Source organism: Streptomyces sp. AC558_RSS880, assembly GCF_019049255.1.
Taxonomy (GTDB): domain Bacteria; phylum Actinomycetota; class Actinomycetes; order Streptomycetales; family Streptomycetaceae; genus Streptomyces.
Genome location: NZ_JAGMUJ010000161.1, coordinates 396313 through 414565 on the forward strand (window position 1 = coordinate 396313; position 18253 = coordinate 414565).

Below are 18253 nucleotides of genomic sequence, written 5' to 3' on the forward strand. Positions count from 1 at the left end.
CGCGGGGGTTACTTCGGGCCTGACTCCACGCGCTTCTTCAGGCCTGCCAGGGCGCGGTCGATGATGACCTTCTCGGCCTTGCGCTTGATCATGCCGAGCATGGGGATCTTGACGTCGACGGTGAGGCGGTAGGTGACCTCGGTGGTGCCGGGGCCCACCGGGGTGAGGATGTAGGAGCCGTCGAGGGAGCGGAGCATCTGGGACTTCACCAGGGTCCAGGAGACCTCGTGCGCGCCGGTCCAGGTGTAGGCGAGGGTCTGGTCGTCCTTGATCGCGCCGGCGTCCATGACGAGACGCACCTGCTCGGCGCGGCCCTCGCCGTCGGTCGCGAGGACCTCGGCCTCCTTCACCTCACCGGTCCAGTCCGGGTAGCGGGCGAAGTCGGCGATCACCCCCATGACGTCGGCCGGTGCCGCCTCGATCGTGATGCTCGAGCTGGTGTGTTCCGCCATCGCCGTGGCTCCTCCAGATGCGGGCCGGTAGTCGTCATCGCCGTGCGCGAGTCGCACAGCGCACGCGCGTGCAGCGGAAGGCTACCGTGCGGCGGACCGACGGAACTCACCCGACCTGGGGCATCCACACCCTTCCGGCCTCACCATTCGAGTGCCCAGGGCTTCCCACTGCTCGCGAAGTGCCCCACGTTCACGCACTCGGTGGCGCCGATCCGCATCCGCCGCGCCAGCGGCTGGTGGACGTGTCCGAACAGGGAGTAGCGGGGTCGGGTGCGGCGGACGGCGTCCAGCAGGGCGCGGCTGCCGCGTTCGAAGCGGCGCGCGACGGTGTCGTAGACCAGCTCGGGCACCTCCGGCGGGATGTGCGTGCACAGCACGTCGACCTCGCCGACGGCCTCGATCTTCGCCGCGTACTCCTCGTCGTCGATCTCGTACGGCGTGCGCATCGGTGTGCGCAGGCCGCCGCCGACGAAGCCGAAGGTCCAGCCGCCGATCTCCACCCGCTGCCCGTCCAGCACGGTCGTGCCGGGGCCCGCGTACTCCGGCCACAGGGGCGGCATGTCGACGTTGCCGTACGTCGCGTACGTCGGTGTGGGGAACGCGGCGAACAGCTCGGCGTACTGCTTGCGCACCGCCTTCTCGATCGCCGCGGGCTTGTCCATGCCGATGCCCGCCCACAGCCCGCGCTGGAACTCGCGCGCCTCCTCGAAGCGGCGGGCGGTGCGCAGTTCCACGATGAGGTCGGCGTTCTCGGTGCCGAACAGGTCGGGGAAGATGCCGCGCGAGTGGTCGGCGTAGTCCAGGAAGAGCACCAGGTCGCCCAGGCAGATCAGGGCGTCGGCGCCCTCGCCCGCCCGGGCCAGGTCGCGGGCGTTGCCGTGCACGTCACTGACCACGTGGACGCGTGTGCGTCGGTTTCCGCCGGGTGTGGATGCCATGGCGATCAAGGGTAAGGGTGTGCGGCGTGCGTGAACAATGGCAGGCCTACCTGCGGTTACTGGCTCGTCGGTTCAGAGGTGGACTACTGTGCGCAATGAAACACCAACCTGTGTGACGCAGCGAACATCTCGCCGGGCCCCCCTGTCGCAGACGACATACCGGCGGGTAACGTCCGGGCAGTCCAGTCGTGCTCGGGATTTCAACATGTGAATCCGTGAGCACCCGCCCGAGCCTTGGACCGCACCGTCGCATCGCACAACGTCGTGGCGCCGGAGCCCTAAGAGGAGCAGCAGTCTTGCGCGAGTTCAGCCTTCCGGCTTTGTACGAGGTCCCCGCCGACGGAAACCTGACCGACATCGTCCGCAGAAACGCCGCGCAGCACCCCGACGTCGCCGTCATCGCCCGCAAGGTGGACGGGACCTGGCAGGACGTGACGGCGACCGCCTTCCTCGCGGAGGTGCGGGCGGCCGCCAAGGGCATGATCGCCGCCGGTGTACGGCCCGGCGACCGGGTCGGTCTGATGTCCCGCACCCGTTACGAGTGGACGCTGCTGGACTTCGCGATCTGGAGCGCCGGCGCGGTGACCGTGCCGGTGTACGAGACCAGCTCGCCGGAGCAGGTGGCGTGGATCCTCGGCGACTCCGGCGCCACCGCCTGCTTCGTGGAGCTCGACGCCCACGCGGAGACGGTGGAGTCGGTGCGCGACCGGCTGCCCGCGCTGAAGAACCTGTGGCGGATCGAGTCCGGCGGCATCGAGGAGCTGGGCCGGCTCGGCCGGGACGTCACCGACGAGACGGTCGAGGAGCGCGGCTCGTCCGCGAAGGCGGACGACCCGGCGACGATCGTCTACACCTCCGGCACCACCGGCCGCCCCAAGGGCTGTGTGCTGACCCACCGCAGCTTCTTCGCCGAGTGCGGCAACATCGTGGAGCGGCTGCGTCCGCTGTTCCGCACCGGCGAGTGCTCGGTGCTGCTGTTCCTGCCGCTCGCGCACGTCTTCGGCCGGCTGGTGCAGATCGCGCCCATGATGGCGCCGATCAAGCTGGGCTGTGTGCCCGACATCAAGAACCTCACCGACGAGCTGGCCACGTTCCGCCCGACGCTGATCCTGGGCGTGCCGCGGGTCTTCGAGAAGGTCTACAACTCGGCGCGGGCCAAGGCGCAGGCCGACGGCAAGGGGAAGATCTTCGACAAGGCGGCGGACACGGCGATCGCCTACAGCCGGGCGCTGGACACGCCGTCCGGGCCGTCGCTCGGCCTGCGGATCAAGCACAAGGTGTTCGACAAGCTGGTCTACGGCAAGCTGCGCGCGGTGCTGGGCGGGCGCGGCGAGTACGCCATCTCGGGCGGCGCCCCGCTGGGCGAGCGCCTGGGCCACTTCTTCCGCGGCATCGGCTTCAGCGTGCTGGAGGGCTACGGGCTGACCGAGTCGTGCGCGGCGACCGCGTTCAACCCGTGGGACCGGCAGAAGATCGGCACGGTCGGCCAGCCGCTGCCCGGCTCGGTGATCCGGATAGCGGACGACGGCGAGGTGCTGCTGCACGGCGAGCACCTGTTCAAGGAGTACTGGAACAACCAGGGCGCGACCGCCGAGGCGCTGACCGACGGCTGGTTCCACACGGGGGACATCGGCACGCTGGACGAGGACGGTTATCTGCGGATCACCGGCCGCAAGAAGGAAATACTGGTGACGGCGGGCGGCAAGAACGTCGCCCCGGCGGTCATCGAGGACCGGATCCGGGCACACGCGCTGGTGGCGGAGTGCATGGTCGTGGGCGACGGGCGGCCGTTCGTGGGCGCGCTGGTCACCATCGACGAGGAGTTCCTGGGCCGGTGGTGTGCCGAGCACGGCAAGCCGGCGGGGTCGACGGCGGAGTCGCTGAGCGAGGACCCCGATCTGCTCGCGGCGGTCCAGACCGCCATCGACGACGGCAACTCGGCGGTGTCGAAGGCGGAGTCCGTGCGGAAGTTCCGTGTTCTGCCGGCGCAGTTCACCGAGGAGTCGGGGCACCTGACGCCTTCGCTGAAGCTGAAGCGGAACGTTGTCGCCAAGGACTACGCCCACGAGATCGAGGCGATTTACGCAAAGTAGGACTTCGGTGCCCATGGGGGTGCCGGGGGCGCTTTGTCGGCGGCTTTCCGTCGTATGTGGCTGGTCGCGCCCACGCGGCGGAGCCGCACAATGTCACAGCCCCGCGCCCCTGGGAAGCTGCCCCCGACGGCGTTTTCAGAGCAGCTTCTTCAGTTCCTCCGCCAGCAGGTCCCAGCGCCACTTCTGTTCGACCCATTCCCTGCCCCGCTCGCCCATCCTGCGGCGCAGTTCCTCGTCGCCCAGGAGGGTGATGACGCGGTCCGCGGTCTGCTCCGCCGAGTCGCCCCGCACGACCCAGCCGGTTTCGCCGTCGAGGACCGCGTCGGGGGCGCCGCCGGAGTCGCCGGCGACGACCGGGAGACCGGTCGCGGAGGCTTCCAGGTAGACGATGCCGAGGCCCTCGACGTCCAGGCCCCCGCGCCGGGTGCGGCAGGGCATCGCGAAGACGTCCCCGGCGCCGTAGTGGGCGGGCAGCTCGGACCAGGGGACGGAGCCGGTGAAGCGGACGGAGGCGGCGACGCCGGTGTCGGCCGCGAGCCGGCGCAGGTCCTTCTCGTAGGGGCCGCCGCCGACGATCAGCAGGACGGCGTCCGGTTCGGCGGCCAGGACCGCGGGCATCGCCCGGATCAGCGTGTCCTGCCCCTTGCGCGGCACCAGCCGGGAGACGCACACGACCACCGGCCGGTCGGTCAGCCCGAGCCGCGCCCGCACCTCGTCGCCGCCCGAGTCGGGGTGGAAGGTCTTCTCGTCGACCCCGGGCGGCAGCTGCACCATCCGGGAGGCGGCCCCGGGGGTGAGCGCCGAGGCGATCCGGGAGCGCGTGTACTCGCCGAGGTAGGTGATCGTGTCCGTGGAGTCCCCGATGCGGCGCAGGAGCTGCCGTGCGGCGGGCAGCTGGGCCCAGCCGGCCTCGTGGCCGTGGGTGGTGGCCACGATCCGCTCGGCGCCCGCCCGGCGCAGCGCCGGTGCCATCAGGCCGAGCGGTGCCGCCGCCCCGAACCACACCGAGGTGCACCCGTGCTCACGCAGCAGCCCGACGGCCCGCCGGGTGGCCGCCGGGGTCGGCAGCAGCATGGTCGTCCGGTCGCGTACGACGGTGAAGGGCTGCTCGGCGTCGAAGGCGGCGGTGGCCTCGACGCCCTCCCGGGAGCGCTTCCAGGTGGAGGCGTAGACGACGAGCCGCTCCGGGTCGAGCCGCAGCGCCATGTTGTGCAGGAACGCCTGGATGCCGCCGGGGCGGGGCGGGAAGTCATTGGTCACGATCAGGGTCTTGTGCATCGTCGCAGACCCTACCGAACGGGGGGTGCGCCGCCCGCCACGGCGGCGCTCTGTGGCACGTACACAGGTGTCCGGGACATCATGGCCCCTCACGACCGCACACCGGACGGGCAGGGAGCAGATGAAGACGACGGCCGCACGGGGGTCCCTCGCCTGGCTGCTGCTCCTGTGGACACTGACGCGGGCCGCCCTGCTGCTGTGCGTCCTGAAGGTGATCGTCTTCCCCGGGCCGGACGTCACCAGCGACGTGTCGGTCATCTACCGGGGCTGGTACGACGTCCTGCGCACCGGAACGTTCCCGCTGGACGACGTGACCTGGCAGTACCCGCCCGCCGCGGCCCTGGCGATCCTCTCCCCCGGCCTGCTGCCGTTCCTGGAGTACGCCACCGCCTTCTTCGTCCTGGCGTGTCTCGCCGACCTCGCCACGCTGGCCCTGCTGCTGTACGCCGGCCGCCGTTCCGGCCGGTCGCCGCGCGGTGCCTGGGTGTGGATGGCGGGCGTGCCGCTGCTGGGGCCGACGGTGTACGCGCGCTACGACGTGATGGTGACCGCGGTCGCCGTGGCCGCGCTGCTGGCGGCCGGCCGGTACCCCCGGTCGGCGGGGGCGCTCGCCGGTTTCGGGGCGCTGGTGAAGGTGTGGCCGGCGCTGCTGCTCCTCGCGGTGCGGCGGCGCGGTGCGTGGGTGTGGGCCGCGGTGACCGGTGCCGGGGTGGCCGCGCTGTTCGCCGTACTGATGCCGGGGGCGTTCGCGTTCCTCGGTTTTCAGCGGGACCGGGGGACGGAGGTGGAGTCGCTGGGGGCGCTCGTCTTCCATGTGGCCCGGCATCACGGGTGGGAGGGTGAGGTGCTGCTCAACTACGGCTCGGTGGAGTTCCTCGGCCCGTACGTGAGCTGGGTGAGCACGGGTGCGCTGTTCCTGAGCGGGGCCGCGCTGGGCTGGCTGGTGCTGTGGCGGGTGATGGCCGTCCGGTTCGAGGCGTGGACCGTGGCGGACGCGGCGTTCGTGGCGGTGCTTCTGTTCACGACGACGAGTCGGGTGATCAGTCCGCAGTACATGGTGTGGCTGGTCGGGCTCGGGGCGGTGTGCCTGTGCTTCCGGGAGAGCCGGATGGGGGTGCCGGTCGGGCTGGTGCTGGTTGCTTCGTTGGTGACGGTGCTGGAGTTCCCGGTGTGGTTCGGGCATGTGGTGGCCAGTGATGCGCTGGGCATCGCGCTGCTGGTGGTGCGCAACGGCCTGCTGGTGGCGGCGACGCTTCTGGCGGCGCGTGTGCTGTGGTGTGCGACGGTTCCCCGTCGGCGGTCGATTCCCAGGGTGCCCGGGCCGGCGCGGGCCGCCGAGGCGCCGGTTTCGTCCTGATCTCCGCTGTTGGTGCGGGGCGGGGGGGTGTTCGCGCAGCCCGGCGCTTGCGGGGTGCCTCCCCCAGAGGGGGTACCCCCAGCGCCCACCCGTGCCGCCCTGGGGGTACCTCCCAGGCCCTTAAGGCACTGGGGGAGGCACGACTGCCCGCGGTTTCGGAACGGCTGCTCAGGTCAGTGCGTTCCTCACGTACTCCCGCCACTGTGCGGTGAAGTCCTCGCGGGTGGTGTCGAGGATCCGTCGCATCGCGTCCTCCACCGCGCCGTCGCGGTGTTCGTGTGCGCCCACGGCGCGGTAGAACTCGCCGAGGCGTTCCTCGCCCCAGCGGTCGGCGATGAGGCGGCAGGCCAGCCAGCCGCTCTCGTAGGCGCGGGCGAGGCGGTCCGCGTCGCCGGAGAAGCCGAAGTCCTCGTCGTCCGGCAGCTCCGCGGGCACCTCGCCCCGGCCCACCGCGTGGGCGAGTTCCGGTGCGACCTCCGCGGGGGCGCGGTCGCCGCCGCGGTAGCCGACCCAGTCGGCGAACCCCTCGGACAGCCACAGCGGGGTCGCGGCGGAGGTGTGGGCGCGGGTGGCGACGTGGGTGGTCTCATGGGTGAGGACGACCTGCCGGCCCGAGTCGCCGAGCAGTCCGAAGGCGTCCGGGTTGACGATGACCCGGTCCGCCGGCGCCCGCCCGTCCGCGCCGGTGGCGCCGGTGGTGACCGCCGCGATGCCCCGGTAGGAGGAGGCGGGCGAGCCCAGCAGGCCCGCCATGCCCTCCAGGGTCTCCGGAACCAGGACGACCACGCGCCGGCTCCACTCCGGGCGCCACGCGTCGGACACCGCGGGCACCGCGCGGTCGGCCAGTCCGGCGTAGTCCCGCAGCTTCCCGTCGGACTGCCCGACGCCGAGGACCAGGCTCCGCTCGCCCCGGACGGCGCGTACGGGGCCCTGGTCCCACAGCTGCTGGCCGGACTTCGTCGCGGGCCGGTCGGAGTCGACGGACCAGCGGCCGTCGCGGTCCCGGCTCAGGCTCAGGGAGCGGGCGGTGGTGACCGGGGACCGGTCGTGGCCCTCGACGCGGTAGCTCAGGCTGGCGGAGGCGGTGGCGGTGTCACCGGTGCGGTCGAGGGCGGTGACGCGGTAGGACCAGTCGGCGAGCGGTACCGCGCGCAGGTTGTCGAACCCGGCGCGGGTGCCGGTACGGGCGTACGCGGCGGCGTCGTGGTCGAGGACGGCCGCCGCGCGGCGGTCGAGGAGGGACTGCACCTCCGCGCGTACGGCGTCGACGGCCGGTCCCCCGCCGCATCCCACCAGGGAGACGAGCAGCAGACACAGCGCCGTCACCGACGCACCCGACACCCGCCTTCGACCAGCCACCTTCCTGAGGGTACGGGCGTCGGGCCGGTGCGGTCAGACCCTGGTGACCGACGAGACCGGCATCATGCCGACCGGGTCGTAGCGCACCGGGGCGCCGGGGTGGGGCGCGTGGATCACCTGGCCGTTGCCCATGTACATCCCGACGTGGGAGGCGTCGGAGCGGTAGACGACCAGATCACCGGGGCGCGCCTCGGACAGCGGGACCTGCCGGCCGGCGTGCCGCTGGGCCTGTGAGGTGCGCGGCAGCGCGACCCCTGCCTGGGCGTACGACCACTGGATCAGTCCGGAGCAGTCGAAGGAGGACGGGCCGTTGGCGCCCCAGACGTAGGGCCTGCCGAGGGCGGAGCGGGCCGCCGCGACGGCGGCCGCCGCGCGGCGCGAGGCGGGCGCCTCGCCGGGGCCGAGCAGGTCCGTGCGTGCGGAGCGGGTGGCGCGGTCCCAGGCGGCGCGTTCGCCGGCCGGGAGGGAGTTGAGCAGCCGGCGGGCCTCGGCGAGCTTGCGCTCGACGGTCCGCTTGTGCGCGGCGACGGCCCTGCGGCTCTTCTCCAGCGCGCCGAGCTTTCCGGCCGCCTCCGCGCGGTCCTGGGCGAGGGAGCGCAGGGCGCTCCTCAGTCTCCTCAGCTCACCGGCCTGGTGGACGGTGATCCGGTCCAGTACGGAGGCCCTCTCGAGGTAGTCCTCCGGATCGTCGGAGAGCAGCAGGGCGAGAGTGGGGTCGAGGCCGCCGGAGCGGTACTGGGCGCCGGCGAGCGAACCCAGCGACTCCCGCATGGTGTTGACGCGTGCCTGCTGCCGGGCGATCCCGTCCTGGGCGTCGGCGATCCGCCGGCGCAGTCCGTCGGTGCGCTCGTCGGCCTCGTTGTACGCCTCGGTCGCCTTCTCGGCCTCCCGGTACAGGCGGTCCACCTCGGCCCGGGTGACGTCGTACGGCGTGGCCGTGGCCGGTACGGCGGCGAGGGCGGTGGCCGCCGCGGACAGCAGACCGAGGGCGACGGCGGTGCCCCGGTCGGATCCGGACGACGGTGCGATACGGCGATGGGACCCCACGGGAAGCCGCGCTCCTTCCGCTGGCGGACAGGGAAACGCGGCAGACAGTAGCCCTCAAAACCACGGGCGGACCAACGGCCCAGGGAGCCACACACGGTGACGCCCCGCCTGTGACCTGCGTCAGAGGCGGGGCGTGGAGCCGAACGGCGTGGTCGGGAATCCCCCGAACGGCGGCGGCTAGACGCGGACGCCGAACATGAACGGGCCGCCGATGGTGTTCATCGACTCGTAGCGCACGACGGTGCCGGTGCGCGGGGCGTGGATGATCTGGCCGTTGCCCGCGTAGAGACCCACGTGGTGCAGGTCGTTGAAGAAAAAGACGAGGTCGCCGACCTTGAGCTGGCTCACCGAGTAGATCCTGGTGCCGTCGTTGGTCTGGGCCTCGGAGGTGCGCGAGATGCCGACGCCGGCCTGCGCGTAGGCCCAGGAGGTCAGGCCGGAGCAGTCGAAGGAGGACGGACCGGTGGCGCCGTAGACGTAGGGGGTGCCGAGCTTGCTCTGGGCGGCGGCGAAGGCGGCGGCGGCGCGGCCGGAGCCGGCCGGGACCTTGACGTCGAGCGCCTCACGCTCGCTGGCGCGGGTGGCGCGGTTCTCCTCCTGGGCGAGCTGGGCCTTCTCCGCGGCGGTGAGGCTGTTGAGCAGCTTCTGCGCGGAGGAGAGCTTGCTCTGGATCTCCTTCTTCTTGTTGCCCAGTTCGGTGCGGGTGGCGGAGAGGTCCTTGAGCTTCTCGGACGCCTCGGAGCGCTGCTGGGCGAGCTCGCGCTGCTTCTCCTGGATCTCCTTGAGCGCGTCGACCTGCTGGGTGCTCAACTGGTCGAGGGTGGACGCCTTGTCGAGGTAGTCGTCCGGGTCGGCGGAGAGGAAGAGCTGGACGGAGGGGTCGATGCCACCGCTGCGGTACTGGGCGCTGGCCATCGAACCGAGGCCGTCGCGCAGCTCGTTGAGCTCCTGCTGGCCCTTGGCGACGTTGTCCTGGATGGTGGAGATCTCCTTCTGGAGCTTCTCCTGCTTCTCCTTGGCGCCGTTGTACTTCTCGGTGGCCTGCTCGGCCTGCTCGTAGAGCTTGTCGACCTTGGCCTTGACCTCGTCCTTGCTCGGCTTCTCGCTCGGGGCGGCGTTGGCGGCCTGCGAGCTCATGACGACGGCAGCTGCGGCAGCGGTGGTGAGCACGGTGACGCGTGCGCGGCTCGGCTGCTTGGGACGACGGTGGGACGCCACGGAGACGAGCTCCTTCTCGAGAGTGATCGCGCGAGCGAGGGTTCGAAGGGAGACCCTAGTGATTCTCTTGTGATCAGTTCAAATCCCTGGACACAAAATCTCCGTTACAGCGGGTTTATTCGATCCGAACTCACCTGCAGTGACGCACCTTTGACGCTACGTTGCGTGACGGTTCCGTCAATTCGGGCATAGATCCCGTACGTTGCACGAGGGACGGATGTGAATGAGGTGTGAGGTAAGCCTTTTGGGCGGGGTGCCGCGCGAGCCGCTTCGGAGGTGCTAGGCGAGCCGCTTCAGGAGCATCGCCGAGGCGACCGGGCGGGCGCCCGCGCGGGCCACCCCGTCGGCGACCTCGCGGTCGGTGGAGGCGACGATGACGGGCCGCCCCGGCGGCTCGGCGCGCACCAGCTGGCGGATCAGCTCGTCGGCGGTGACGCCCGGCTTGGAGAACAGCACCCGCACCCCGCGCGGCGGCGCGAGCAGCACCGGCGCGACCAGTTCGGCGCCGTCGAAGACACAGGTCACCTCGGCGCCCGTCTGGGCGGCGAGCTGGGCGAGCTGGCCCAGCAGGCGCAGCCGCTGCTTCTCCAGGGGCATCTGGGGATAGCCGGTCTTGGTGACGTTGTAGCCGTCGACGACCAGATGCGCCTGCGGCAGCGCCAGCAGCTGGTCGAGGACGGCCGGGTCGTGCTCGGACAGCGCGCGGGCGGCGATGTCCTTCGGGGTCATGCGGCCGGGCTCGACGGCGTCCACGGTCTCGGCGGGCCGGACGGACACCGGGGGCAGCGCCAGCTCCCGGCGAAGCCCCTGGGCGGCGTCAAGGACGGTGTCCAGGAGCAGCCGGACCCGCATGTCCTCGACGCTGCGGCCCTCGCGGGCGGCCCGGCGGGCGGCCTCGAGGGCGGCCTCGGTCTCCCCCAGCCGGGCCTTGAGGCGCCGGCTCTCGCTCTCGGCGGCCGACACCTGGGCGTGGCCCTCGGCGCGCACGGTCTCCATCTCGCCCCGCAGCTTGCGCACGGCGGCCTCGCCGCGCTTGACGTCGCTGAGGGCGGAGCGCAGCTTGCGGTGCAGCGACTCGGCTTCCTTCTTCGCCGACTCCAGTTCGGTGCGCAGCCGCTCGGTCTCGGACTTGGTGTGCTCCCGGGCCCGGGCCAGTTCGGCGCGCAGCCGTTCCAGCTCGGCCCGGGTCTCGTCGTCGGCGCGCTCGGCGTCGGCGCGCTGGGCCTCCTCGCCGGCGGCGGTGACCAGCTTGACCCAGCCGGGCGGGCGGAGCACGTAGGCCGCGGCCGCCACGTCGAGCGGGTCCGCGGCCGGGGGCGGGGAGCCGGAGTCGAGGGCACCGGTCAGTTCCGGCTGGGCCTCTCTGAGTTTCTCCCCGATGCGCTGCCGGAACAGCGGATCGGTCTCCAGCGCCGCGGCCATGGCGTTGCCGGCGAACTTGGCGCGGCGGTTCGGGGCGAAGCGCGCGTACTGCCGCAGCTGGGCGGGCAGCTCGGCGACCGTGAGTCCGCCGAAGCCGTCGGCGACGATCTGGATGACGCGGCGGCGCACTCCGTCGGGCAGCGGACGGTCGAGCACCTCGGCGGCGCCGTCCTGCGGCCCCCCGCCCGTGGTCTCCACCATCCGTCACACCCCTATGCCTGTTCTGCGACCCCGCGCGGGGTCACGTCAGCGGGGCCCGCTCCCGCTCAGGAGCCGGCACCCGGCCTGTCCACGAGTTCCACCTGATCCACGGCGTTGCACCAGCGGCACCGCACCGACTCGATGGTCTCACCGAGCACCTCGCGCTCCTCGACCCTGGGCTCTCCGGCCAGATCGAGGTGGACGTACTCGACGACCTTCGACGAGCGGGTCACGTCGAAGCGGGTGAGGTTGCCGCAGAGGGTGCAGCGCCACCGCGTCGAGGCGGTCGGCAGAGGAACCGTCATCGTGGCTGTTCGCCTTCCTTCCAGTGTCCGTGACGCACCGGCCCGCCGGTGCGTGTGGCTCGTAACCCTACGGCCTGGCGGGTCCCCGCCGCCCGCCCGTCCACGGCGGCGAGGCGGTCTGTGCGGTTGCGTCCGGTTACGTCATGCTCTGTATTCATGATCCGTGACTGGAGCGCGTCGGCCGCCGGGGCGATCCGGGGCGCCTCCGCGCCGGTGACGCACACCCTCATCGCGCTGTGCTGCCTGCTCTTCCTGATCGGGCCGGCGTCGGGCCTGAATCCGGCCCACGGCTCCGGGGAGGAGCTGCTCGCCGCGCAAAGGGCCTATTTCCGGCACTGGGGCGTCATTCCCGCAGACCTGTTCGAAGGATCCCCCGCGGCCGTCCTCACCCCCGCCACGGCGCTGTTCGTGCACGGCAGCTGGGTGCACCTGCTCGGCAACATGCTGTTCCTCCAGGTCTTCGGGGCGATGACCGAGGCACGGATGGGCCGGGTGCGGTTCACCCTGTGCTACGTCGGCTGCGGCTACCTCGCGCTGCTGGGGTACGCCGCCACCGACGCGGACTCCGGGCGGTCCCTGGTCGGTGCCTCCGGGGCGATCTCGGCGGTGCTCGGCGCGTTCCTCTTCCTGTTCCCCCGGGCCCGGGTGACCAGTCTCCTGCCGTTCCTGTTCTTCCTGCCGGTACGCCTGCCGGCGTGGGTGGTGCTGCCGTTCTGGGCGGCGCTGCAGTGGGCGGCGGCGGGGCGGGCGGGCGAGGGGCCGGGGGTGGCGTACCTGGCGCACCTGATCGGGTTCGGGCTGGGCTTCGGCTACGCGTGGGTGCGCTTCGGCGGGGCGACTACAGTGAAGGCCACCCCTGCTCCGGCCCCCGAGGGAGAGAACCAGCCGTGATCACCGCGATCGTCCTCATCAAGACCAGCGTGGACCGGATCCCCGAGATCGCGGAACGGATCGCCGCGCTGGACAGCGTCAGCGAGGTCTTCTCCGTCACCGGCACGTACGACCTGATCGCCATGGTCCGGGTGCGTGAGCACGAGGATCTGGCGGAGGTCATTCCCGGCCGGATCAGCAAGATCCCGGGGGTGGAGGGCACCGACACGCACGTGGCGTTCCGTACGTACTCGCAGCACGACCTGGAGGCGGCGTTCGCCATCGGGCTGGACAGCTAGCGGTCCGCCCGGGGCGGGATCGCCCGCCCTCCGGTCGGTGGCGGTCCGGGGTGCCTCAGCCGGTTTTTCGCCCCCGCCGCCCCGTCCCGTCCCGAACCCGGGGCTCCGCCCCGGACCCCGCTCCTCGAACTCCCCCAAAGGGGGCACCCCCAGAGGGGCTGGATCGTGCCGGAGGGGCTGACCTTCAGCGGGTGGATGAAGAGTTCTTCATCCGGTGCTCATCCGGGACCTCCGGTGCGGTGCGCAGGATCGGGGCATGGTCTTCACTCGCCGGATGGCGGCCCTCGCCGCCGTCGTACTGATCCCACTGGGCGTCGCCGCGACCAGTTACGCCCTCGCCGACAGCCCCGAACCGCCCAAGGTGCCGCCCCGGGTCGAACTGGACAGCGGCTCGCCCACTCCGGCGCCCACGGCCCCGTCCGCGCGGCCCGAGCCGACGCCGAGCGACGAGGTCGTCTCCCGGCCTCCCGTGACCGACAGCCCAGCGGATGACGACGATGACGACGACGGAGGCCAGGACTCCCCGGACGACGCCCCCGGCGGGGACGACGGACCGGGCGACGACGGCTGACCGGGTCCGCCGGCGGATCTCCGCCCGGGTCCGCATCCTGCTGTGGCTGCTGTTCGTCATGGCGGTCGCGCTCGCCTCGGTCGCCATGACCACCCGCTCCTTCCTGCTGCGGGACGTGGACCACCGGATCAGCGGGCTGCTCGCCCAGGAGACCGGTGAGTTCGCCAACTTCGAGGAGCGCGGCTTCGATCCGGAGACGGGCCGGTCCTTCACCGACCCGGACCGGCTGCTGCGGGTCTTCCTGGAACGGCAGTACGCCGACCCGGACGAGGAGCTGATCGGCCTGGTGGCCCGCGGCAGCGGCGGCCCGGCGAAGCTCACCCAGCCGCGCGAGCTGCCCGTCGCCCTGCCCCTGTACGAGGACGACGACGCCCGGCGCCGCATCTTCGACTCCCCCGACGCCTCCGGTGTGCTGCACCGGCCCGAGGGCGAGATCCGCTGGGCCAAGGTGGCCGTGGCCCGGCACGGCGGCGCCCCGGAGGCGGCGTTCGTCGTCGCCTTCCACCCCGAGCGCGAAGTGGCGCGGGTGGACGAGGTGTTCCGGGTGCTGCTCGCCATCTCCGGGGTCGCCCTGCTGCTGACCACCGGCATCGGCTGGGCGGTCGCCGGGCGGATCCTGCAGCCCGTACGGCTGGTGCGCACCGCCGCCGCGCAGCTCACCGAGCAGGACCTCACCCGCCGTATCGCGGTGCGCGGCCACGACGACATCGCGGCCCTCGCCGAGACGTTCAACGCGATGCTCGACCGGCTGGAGCGGGCCTTCGCCGTCCAGCGCCAGTTCGTCGACGACGCCGGCCACGAACTGCGCACCCCGATCACCATCGTGCGCGGTCATCTGGAGCTGATGGGCGACGACCCGGCCGAACGGGAGGAGACCGTCCGCCTCGTCACCGACGAACTCGACCGGATGAGCCGCATCGTGGAGGACCTGCTGCTGCTCGCCAAGGCCGAACGCCCCGACTTCGTCCGCCCCGAGCCGGTCCAGCTCGCCGAACTCACCGCCGACGTCTACGTCAAGGCCCGCACCCTCGGCGAACGCGACTGGCAGCTCACCGGCACGGCCGACCGGGAGGCCGAGCTGGATCCGCAGCGGATCACCCAGGCGATGGTGCAGCTGGCGCAGAACGCGGTGCAGCACACCGCCACCGGCCAGACCATCCGCATCGGCTCCCGCGCGGAGGGTTCCCGGATCGAGCTGTACGTCGCCGACTCGGGCCCCGGGGTCCGGCCGCAGGACCGGGAGCTGGTCTTCGAACGCTTCCGGCGCGGCACCTCCCGGCGCGGGGCGCGCGGTTCGGGAGCCGGGCTCGGCCTGTCGATCGTCAAGGCGATCGCCGAGGGCCACGGCGGCCGGGTCCGTCTGGACGACACCGAGGGCGGCGGCGCCACCTTCGTACTCACCCTGGAAGAGGCACCCGAGTGAACCGGATCCTGATCGTCGAGGACGAGGAGCGCATCGCCTCCTTCGTGGAGAAGGGCCTGCGCGCCAACGGCTTCACCACCACCGTCGTCCCCGACGGCGAGACCGGCTACGAGTACGCCCTGACCGGCGGTTTCGACCTGGTCGTCCTCGACATCGGGCTGCCCGGCCGGGACGGCTTCACCGTGCTGCGCGAGCTGCGCGAGTCCCGGGTGACGACCCCGGTGATCGTGCTGACCGCGCGGGACTCGGTCCGGGACACGGTGGCCGGTCTGGAGGGCGGCGCCGACGACTGGATGACCAAGCCGTTCCGCTTCGAGGAACTGCTCGCCCGGGTACGGCTGCGGCTGCGCACGGCGGCCCGGGCGCCGGAGGTGACGGTGCTGAAGGCGGGCTCGCTGAGCCTCGACCTGCGCACCCGCCGCGCCCGCGCCGGGGACCGCACCGTCGACCTGACGGCCCGTGAATTCGTGCTCCTCGAACTGTTCCTGAGACACCCCGGGCAGGTACTCTCCCGCGAGCAGATCCTCTCCCACGTGTGGGGCTACGACTTCGACCCGGGCTCCAACATCGTGGACGTGTACGTGCGGGCGCTGCGCAAGAAGCTCGGCGCGGAGAAGGTGGAGACGGTCCGCGGGATGGGCTACCGGCTCCCCGCGTGACGGCCCCCGCGGCGGGGCGGACCCGCCGGGTGAAGTTCCCTTCATCTCCGGCTCATCGACGGCTCACCGCCGGGGTGAATCGTCGATGACGTGACATTGAACCCCCGCTTGACCGCGGCCCTGTGCGTGGCGCTGTCGCTGTGCGCGCTGCTCGCGGTCCCCGGTACCTTCCCCGGCCTCGGCGGGGACGCGCGCCTCACCCTCGCCGTGTTCGCGCTGGCGACCTGCGCGTGGGTCGGTACGCCGATCGACGACACGTACATCGCGCTGGGCGCCGGACTCGCGCTGACGGTGACCGGGGTGATCAGCAGCGACACCCTGTTCGGCACCCTGGGCGACTCGACGGTGTGGCTGCTGATCTGTGCGTTCGTGCTGGCGGCGGCGGTCACCCGGACGGGGCTCGCGGGGCGGGCGGCGGCCTTCCTGGTCGGCGGGGCGCGTACGGTGCGGCAGTTGACGCACCTGACGACGGCCGCGCTGGTCGTCACGGCGTTCGCGGTGCCGGCCACGTCCGGCCGGGCGGCGCTCGCCCTGCCGGTGTTCCTCGCCCTCGCCAAGGCGCTCGCCGACCGGAAACGGCTGGTCGTGATGTTGGCGCTGCTGTTCCCGACCGTGATCCTCCTGTCGGCGGTGGCGACCCTGATCGGTGCGGGAGCGCATCTGATCACCGTGTCGGTGCTGTGGGAGGCCGCCGGGGAACGGGTCGGCTTCACCGAGTGGCTGCTGCTCGGGCTGCCGCTGGCCGTGGCCTCCTCCCACCTCGCCGCCGAGGCCGTCCTGTTGACCACCACCCGGCGCGCGGACCGCAGGGGCGGCGTGCACATCACCGCCGAGGAGATCCAGCGGCACAGCGACCGCCCGGTCACCGGCCCCTGGACCCAGGCCGAGAAGCGCTGCGCCCTGCTGCTGGCCACGGTCGTCGCCCTGTGGTGCAGCGAGCCGCTGCACCGGGTGTCCCCCGCGATGGTCGCGCTGATCGGCGCGGTCGTCGCCGCCTCGCCGGCACTCGGCACCGTACGGCTGAAGGACGCGCTGAAGACGGTGCCCTGGTCGCTGCTGCTGTTCATGGCGGCGACGATGGCGATGGGCGTGGCACTCGCCGAGTCCGGCGCGGCGAAGTGGCTGGTCGGCGGGGTGCCGTCGGGCATCACCCCGGTGATGTTCCTGGCGGTCGTCGTCGCGGTCAGCACGGCCGCCCATCTGATACTCCAGTCCCGGTCCGCCCGTTCCTCCGTGCTGGTCCCGCTGGTGGTCGCGGCGGCCGTCGGCGCCGGGGTGAACCCGGTCGCCGCGGCGCTCGCCTCCACCGCCGCCGCGGGCTTCTGCCACACGCTCCCGGCCTCCGCGAAACCGGTCACGCTCTTCGCGGAGATCCCCGGCACCCCCACCTACACCCCGCGCGACCTGCTGCGGCTGTCCGCCGTGCTGGCCCCGCTCACCGCCGCCCTGGTCCTGCTGTTCGCCGTCGCGGTGTGGCCGCTGCTCGGCGTCCCCGTGACCCGCTAAGGAGTTCCCCTCATGCTGAACCGTGTCGTCGTAGCCCCCAGCGGCTTCAAGGAGTCGCTGTCCGCCCAGGCCGCCGCCGACGCCATCGCGGCGGGCGTCCGCCGGGTGCTGCCGGACGCCGAGATCGACCGGATCCCCCTGGTGGACGGCGGTGAGGGCACCGCCTCGGCGCTGGCCTCGGCGACCGGCGGCCGGCTGGTCGCACTGGCCGCCACCGGCCCGGTCGGCGAACCGGTCGGCACCCACTTCGCGCTGCTCGGCCCCGGGGACACGGCGGTGGTGGAGATGGCGGCGGTCGCCGGCCTCTCCCTCGTCCCCCGCACCCGGCGCGACCCGGGCGCCACCACCACGTACGGCGTCGGGGAACTGATCCGCGCCGCCCTCGACCAGGGCGTACGGCGGATCCTGGTGGGCTGCGGCGACTCGGGCACCTCCGACGGCGGCGCGGGCGCGCTCCAGGCGCTCGGCGCCCGGCTGCTGGACGCGGACGGACTTGAACTGGCGCCCGGCGGAAGCGCGTTGACGCGCCTGGCCCGCATCGACCCGGCCGGCCTCGATCCCCGTCTCGCCGAGGTGGAACTCCTCGTCGCCTGCAACCCCTTCAACGTGCTGTGCGGGGAGCGGGGCGTGGCCCGGGTGTTCGGCCCGCAGAAGGGGGCGACCCCGGAGCAGGTCGAGGAGCTGTCGGCGGCGCTGGAGAACTGGGCGCGGGTGCTGACCCGCGATCTCGCCGTCACCGGCACCGATCTGCGCCTCGGCCGCGGTACGGGCGCCTCCGGCGGACTGGGCGCCGGGCTCGCCGCCCTGGGCGGGTCCCTCCTGCCCCGCTTCCAGGTCCTGCTGGACCACCTCGACCTGGACGCCCGGCTGGCCCGCGCCGATCTGGTCGTCACCGCGGAGGGCGCCCTGGACCACCAGACGCCGCGCGGCAAGGTCCCGGCGGAGGTGGCGCGCCGCGCCAAGCTGTCCGGGCGGCCGGTGCTGGCCCTGGCGGGGACGCTCGGGGAGGGCGCGGGGGAGGTGCCGGGAGTGGACGCCTGCCACGGCATCCTGCCCGCGCCGATGGCCCTGGCGGAGGCGCTGGTCCGCGGCGCGGAGCTTCTCACGGACGCGACGGAACGCGCTCTGCGCATGATCGTCCTGGGCGCGCGGCTGCCCGTGCCGGCCCGCAACTAGGTTTCTCGCCCCCGCCGCCCCTTCCCGTCCCGAACCTGGGGCTCCGCCCCGGACCCCGCTCCTCAAACGCCGGAGGGGC

Annotated in this window: 17 protein-coding genes; 9 read left to right on the forward strand and 8 right to left on the reverse strand. The window is 72.6% G+C overall.

Features of this window, described 5'->3' with window-relative positions:
* Positions 1 to 8 precede the first annotated feature (8 nt).
* Together KUM38_RS37865 and KUM38_RS37870 are read right to left on the reverse strand one after the other, a co-directional pair.
* Positions 9 to 452: an SRPBCC family protein gene (locus tag KUM38_RS37865; RefSeq protein ID WP_217136645.1), complete on the reverse strand. Its 444-nt coding sequence runs from the start codon at positions 450 to 452 to the stop codon at positions 9 to 11.
* Between the two features lie 140 nt (positions 453 to 592).
* On the reverse strand, positions 593 to 1390 hold the full coding sequence (locus KUM38_RS37870; protein WP_217136647.1) for a metallophosphoesterase: 798 nt from the start codon (positions 1388 to 1390) through the stop codon (positions 593 to 595).
* Between the two features lie 296 nt (positions 1391 to 1686).
* On the opposite strand from KUM38_RS37870, the gene KUM38_RS37875 reads away from it, so the two are divergent.
* The gene (locus tag KUM38_RS37875) at positions 1687 to 3483 is read left to right on the forward strand and encodes a long-chain fatty acid--CoA ligase (RefSeq protein WP_217136649.1); all 1797 of its coding nucleotides are present in this window, start codon (positions 1687 to 1689) and stop codon (positions 3481 to 3483) included.
* 135 nt (positions 3484 to 3618) lie between these two features.
* Here KUM38_RS37875 and KUM38_RS37880 read toward each other — a convergent pair whose 3' ends face one another.
* Positions 3619 to 4761, reverse strand: coding sequence for a glycosyltransferase family 4 protein (locus tag KUM38_RS37880; RefSeq protein ID WP_217136651.1), 1143 nt, complete (start codon positions 4759 to 4761; stop codon positions 3619 to 3621).
* Positions 4762 to 4882: 121 nt separating this feature from the next.
* Here KUM38_RS37880 and KUM38_RS37885 point away from each other — a divergent pair, with 121 nt between their 5' ends.
* On the forward strand, positions 4883 to 6118 hold the full coding sequence (locus KUM38_RS37885; protein ID WP_217136653.1) for a glycosyltransferase family 87 protein: 1236 nt from the start codon (positions 4883 to 4885) through the stop codon (positions 6116 to 6118).
* A 168-nt stretch (positions 6119 to 6286) separates the two neighbouring features.
* On the opposite strand, the gene KUM38_RS37890 is transcribed toward KUM38_RS37885, so the two are convergent.
* The 5 genes from KUM38_RS37890 to KUM38_RS37910 all read right to left on the reverse strand — a co-directional run bounded on the left by KUM38_RS37890 (position 6287) and on the right by KUM38_RS37910 (position 11670).
* On the reverse strand, positions 6287 to 7477 hold the full coding sequence (locus KUM38_RS37890) for a hypothetical protein (RefSeq protein WP_217136660.1): 1191 nt from the start codon (positions 7475 to 7477) through the stop codon (positions 6287 to 6289).
* A gap of 33 nt (positions 7478 to 7510) precedes the next feature.
* Positions 7511 to 8524, reverse strand: coding sequence for an NlpC/P60 family protein (locus KUM38_RS37895; RefSeq protein WP_217136662.1), 1014 nt, complete (start codon positions 8522 to 8524; stop codon positions 7511 to 7513).
* Between the two features lie 177 nt (positions 8525 to 8701).
* A complete protein-coding gene (locus KUM38_RS37900) occupies positions 8702 to 9742 on the reverse strand; it encodes a C40 family peptidase (RefSeq protein WP_217136665.1) in 1041 nt (346 codons plus the stop codon).
* 279 nt (positions 9743 to 10021) lie between these two features.
* A complete protein-coding gene (locus KUM38_RS37905) occupies positions 10022 to 11365 on the reverse strand; it encodes an NYN domain-containing protein (RefSeq protein ID WP_217136667.1) in 1344 nt (447 codons plus the stop codon).
* Positions 11366 to 11430: 65 nt separating this feature from the next.
* Complete coding sequence (locus KUM38_RS37910; RefSeq protein ID WP_004932140.1) at positions 11431 to 11670, reverse strand: hypothetical protein; 240 nt, start codon at positions 11668 to 11670, stop codon at positions 11431 to 11433.
* 156 nt (positions 11671 to 11826) lie between these two features.
* Here KUM38_RS37910 and KUM38_RS37915 point away from each other — a divergent pair, with 156 nt between their 5' ends.
* The 7 genes from KUM38_RS37915 to KUM38_RS37945 all read left to right on the forward strand — a co-directional run bounded on the left by KUM38_RS37915 (position 11827) and on the right by KUM38_RS37945 (position 18174).
* Positions 11827 to 12561: a rhomboid family intramembrane serine protease gene (locus KUM38_RS37915; protein ID WP_217136669.1), complete on the forward strand. Its 735-nt coding sequence runs from the start codon at positions 11827 to 11829 to the stop codon at positions 12559 to 12561.
* Positions 12558 to 12839: an Lrp/AsnC family transcriptional regulator gene (locus KUM38_RS37920; protein WP_030820493.1), complete on the forward strand. Its 282-nt coding sequence runs from the start codon at positions 12558 to 12560 to the stop codon at positions 12837 to 12839. Before KUM38_RS37915 ends, KUM38_RS37920 begins: the two co-directional genes overlap by 4 nt.
* Before the next feature lie 256 nt (positions 12840 to 13095).
* Positions 13096 to 13410 carry a small secreted hydrophilic protein gene (locus KUM38_RS37925; RefSeq protein ID WP_217136670.1) on the forward strand — a complete coding sequence of 105 codons (315 nt, stop codon included), beginning with the start codon at positions 13096 to 13098 and terminating at the stop codon, positions 13408 to 13410.
* Positions 13337 to 14833, forward strand: coding sequence for an ATP-binding protein (locus tag KUM38_RS37930; protein ID WP_217136672.1), 1497 nt, complete (start codon positions 13337 to 13339; stop codon positions 14831 to 14833). The genes KUM38_RS37925 and KUM38_RS37930 overlap by 74 nt, the downstream gene beginning before the upstream one ends.
* Entirely contained in the window at positions 14830 to 15492 is a 663-nt protein-coding gene (locus KUM38_RS37935) for a response regulator transcription factor (protein ID WP_217136675.1), read from the forward strand. Before KUM38_RS37930 ends, KUM38_RS37935 begins: the two co-directional genes overlap by 4 nt.
* Before the next feature lie 90 nt (positions 15493 to 15582).
* The gene (locus tag KUM38_RS37940) at positions 15583 to 16998 is read left to right on the forward strand and encodes an SLC13 family permease (RefSeq protein ID WP_217136677.1); all 1416 of its coding nucleotides are present in this window, start codon (positions 15583 to 15585) and stop codon (positions 16996 to 16998) included.
* A 12-nt stretch (positions 16999 to 17010) separates the two neighbouring features.
* A complete protein-coding gene (locus KUM38_RS37945; RefSeq protein WP_217136679.1) occupies positions 17011 to 18174 on the forward strand; it encodes a glycerate kinase in 1164 nt (387 codons plus the stop codon).
* Positions 18175 to 18253: the final 79 nt, after the last annotated feature.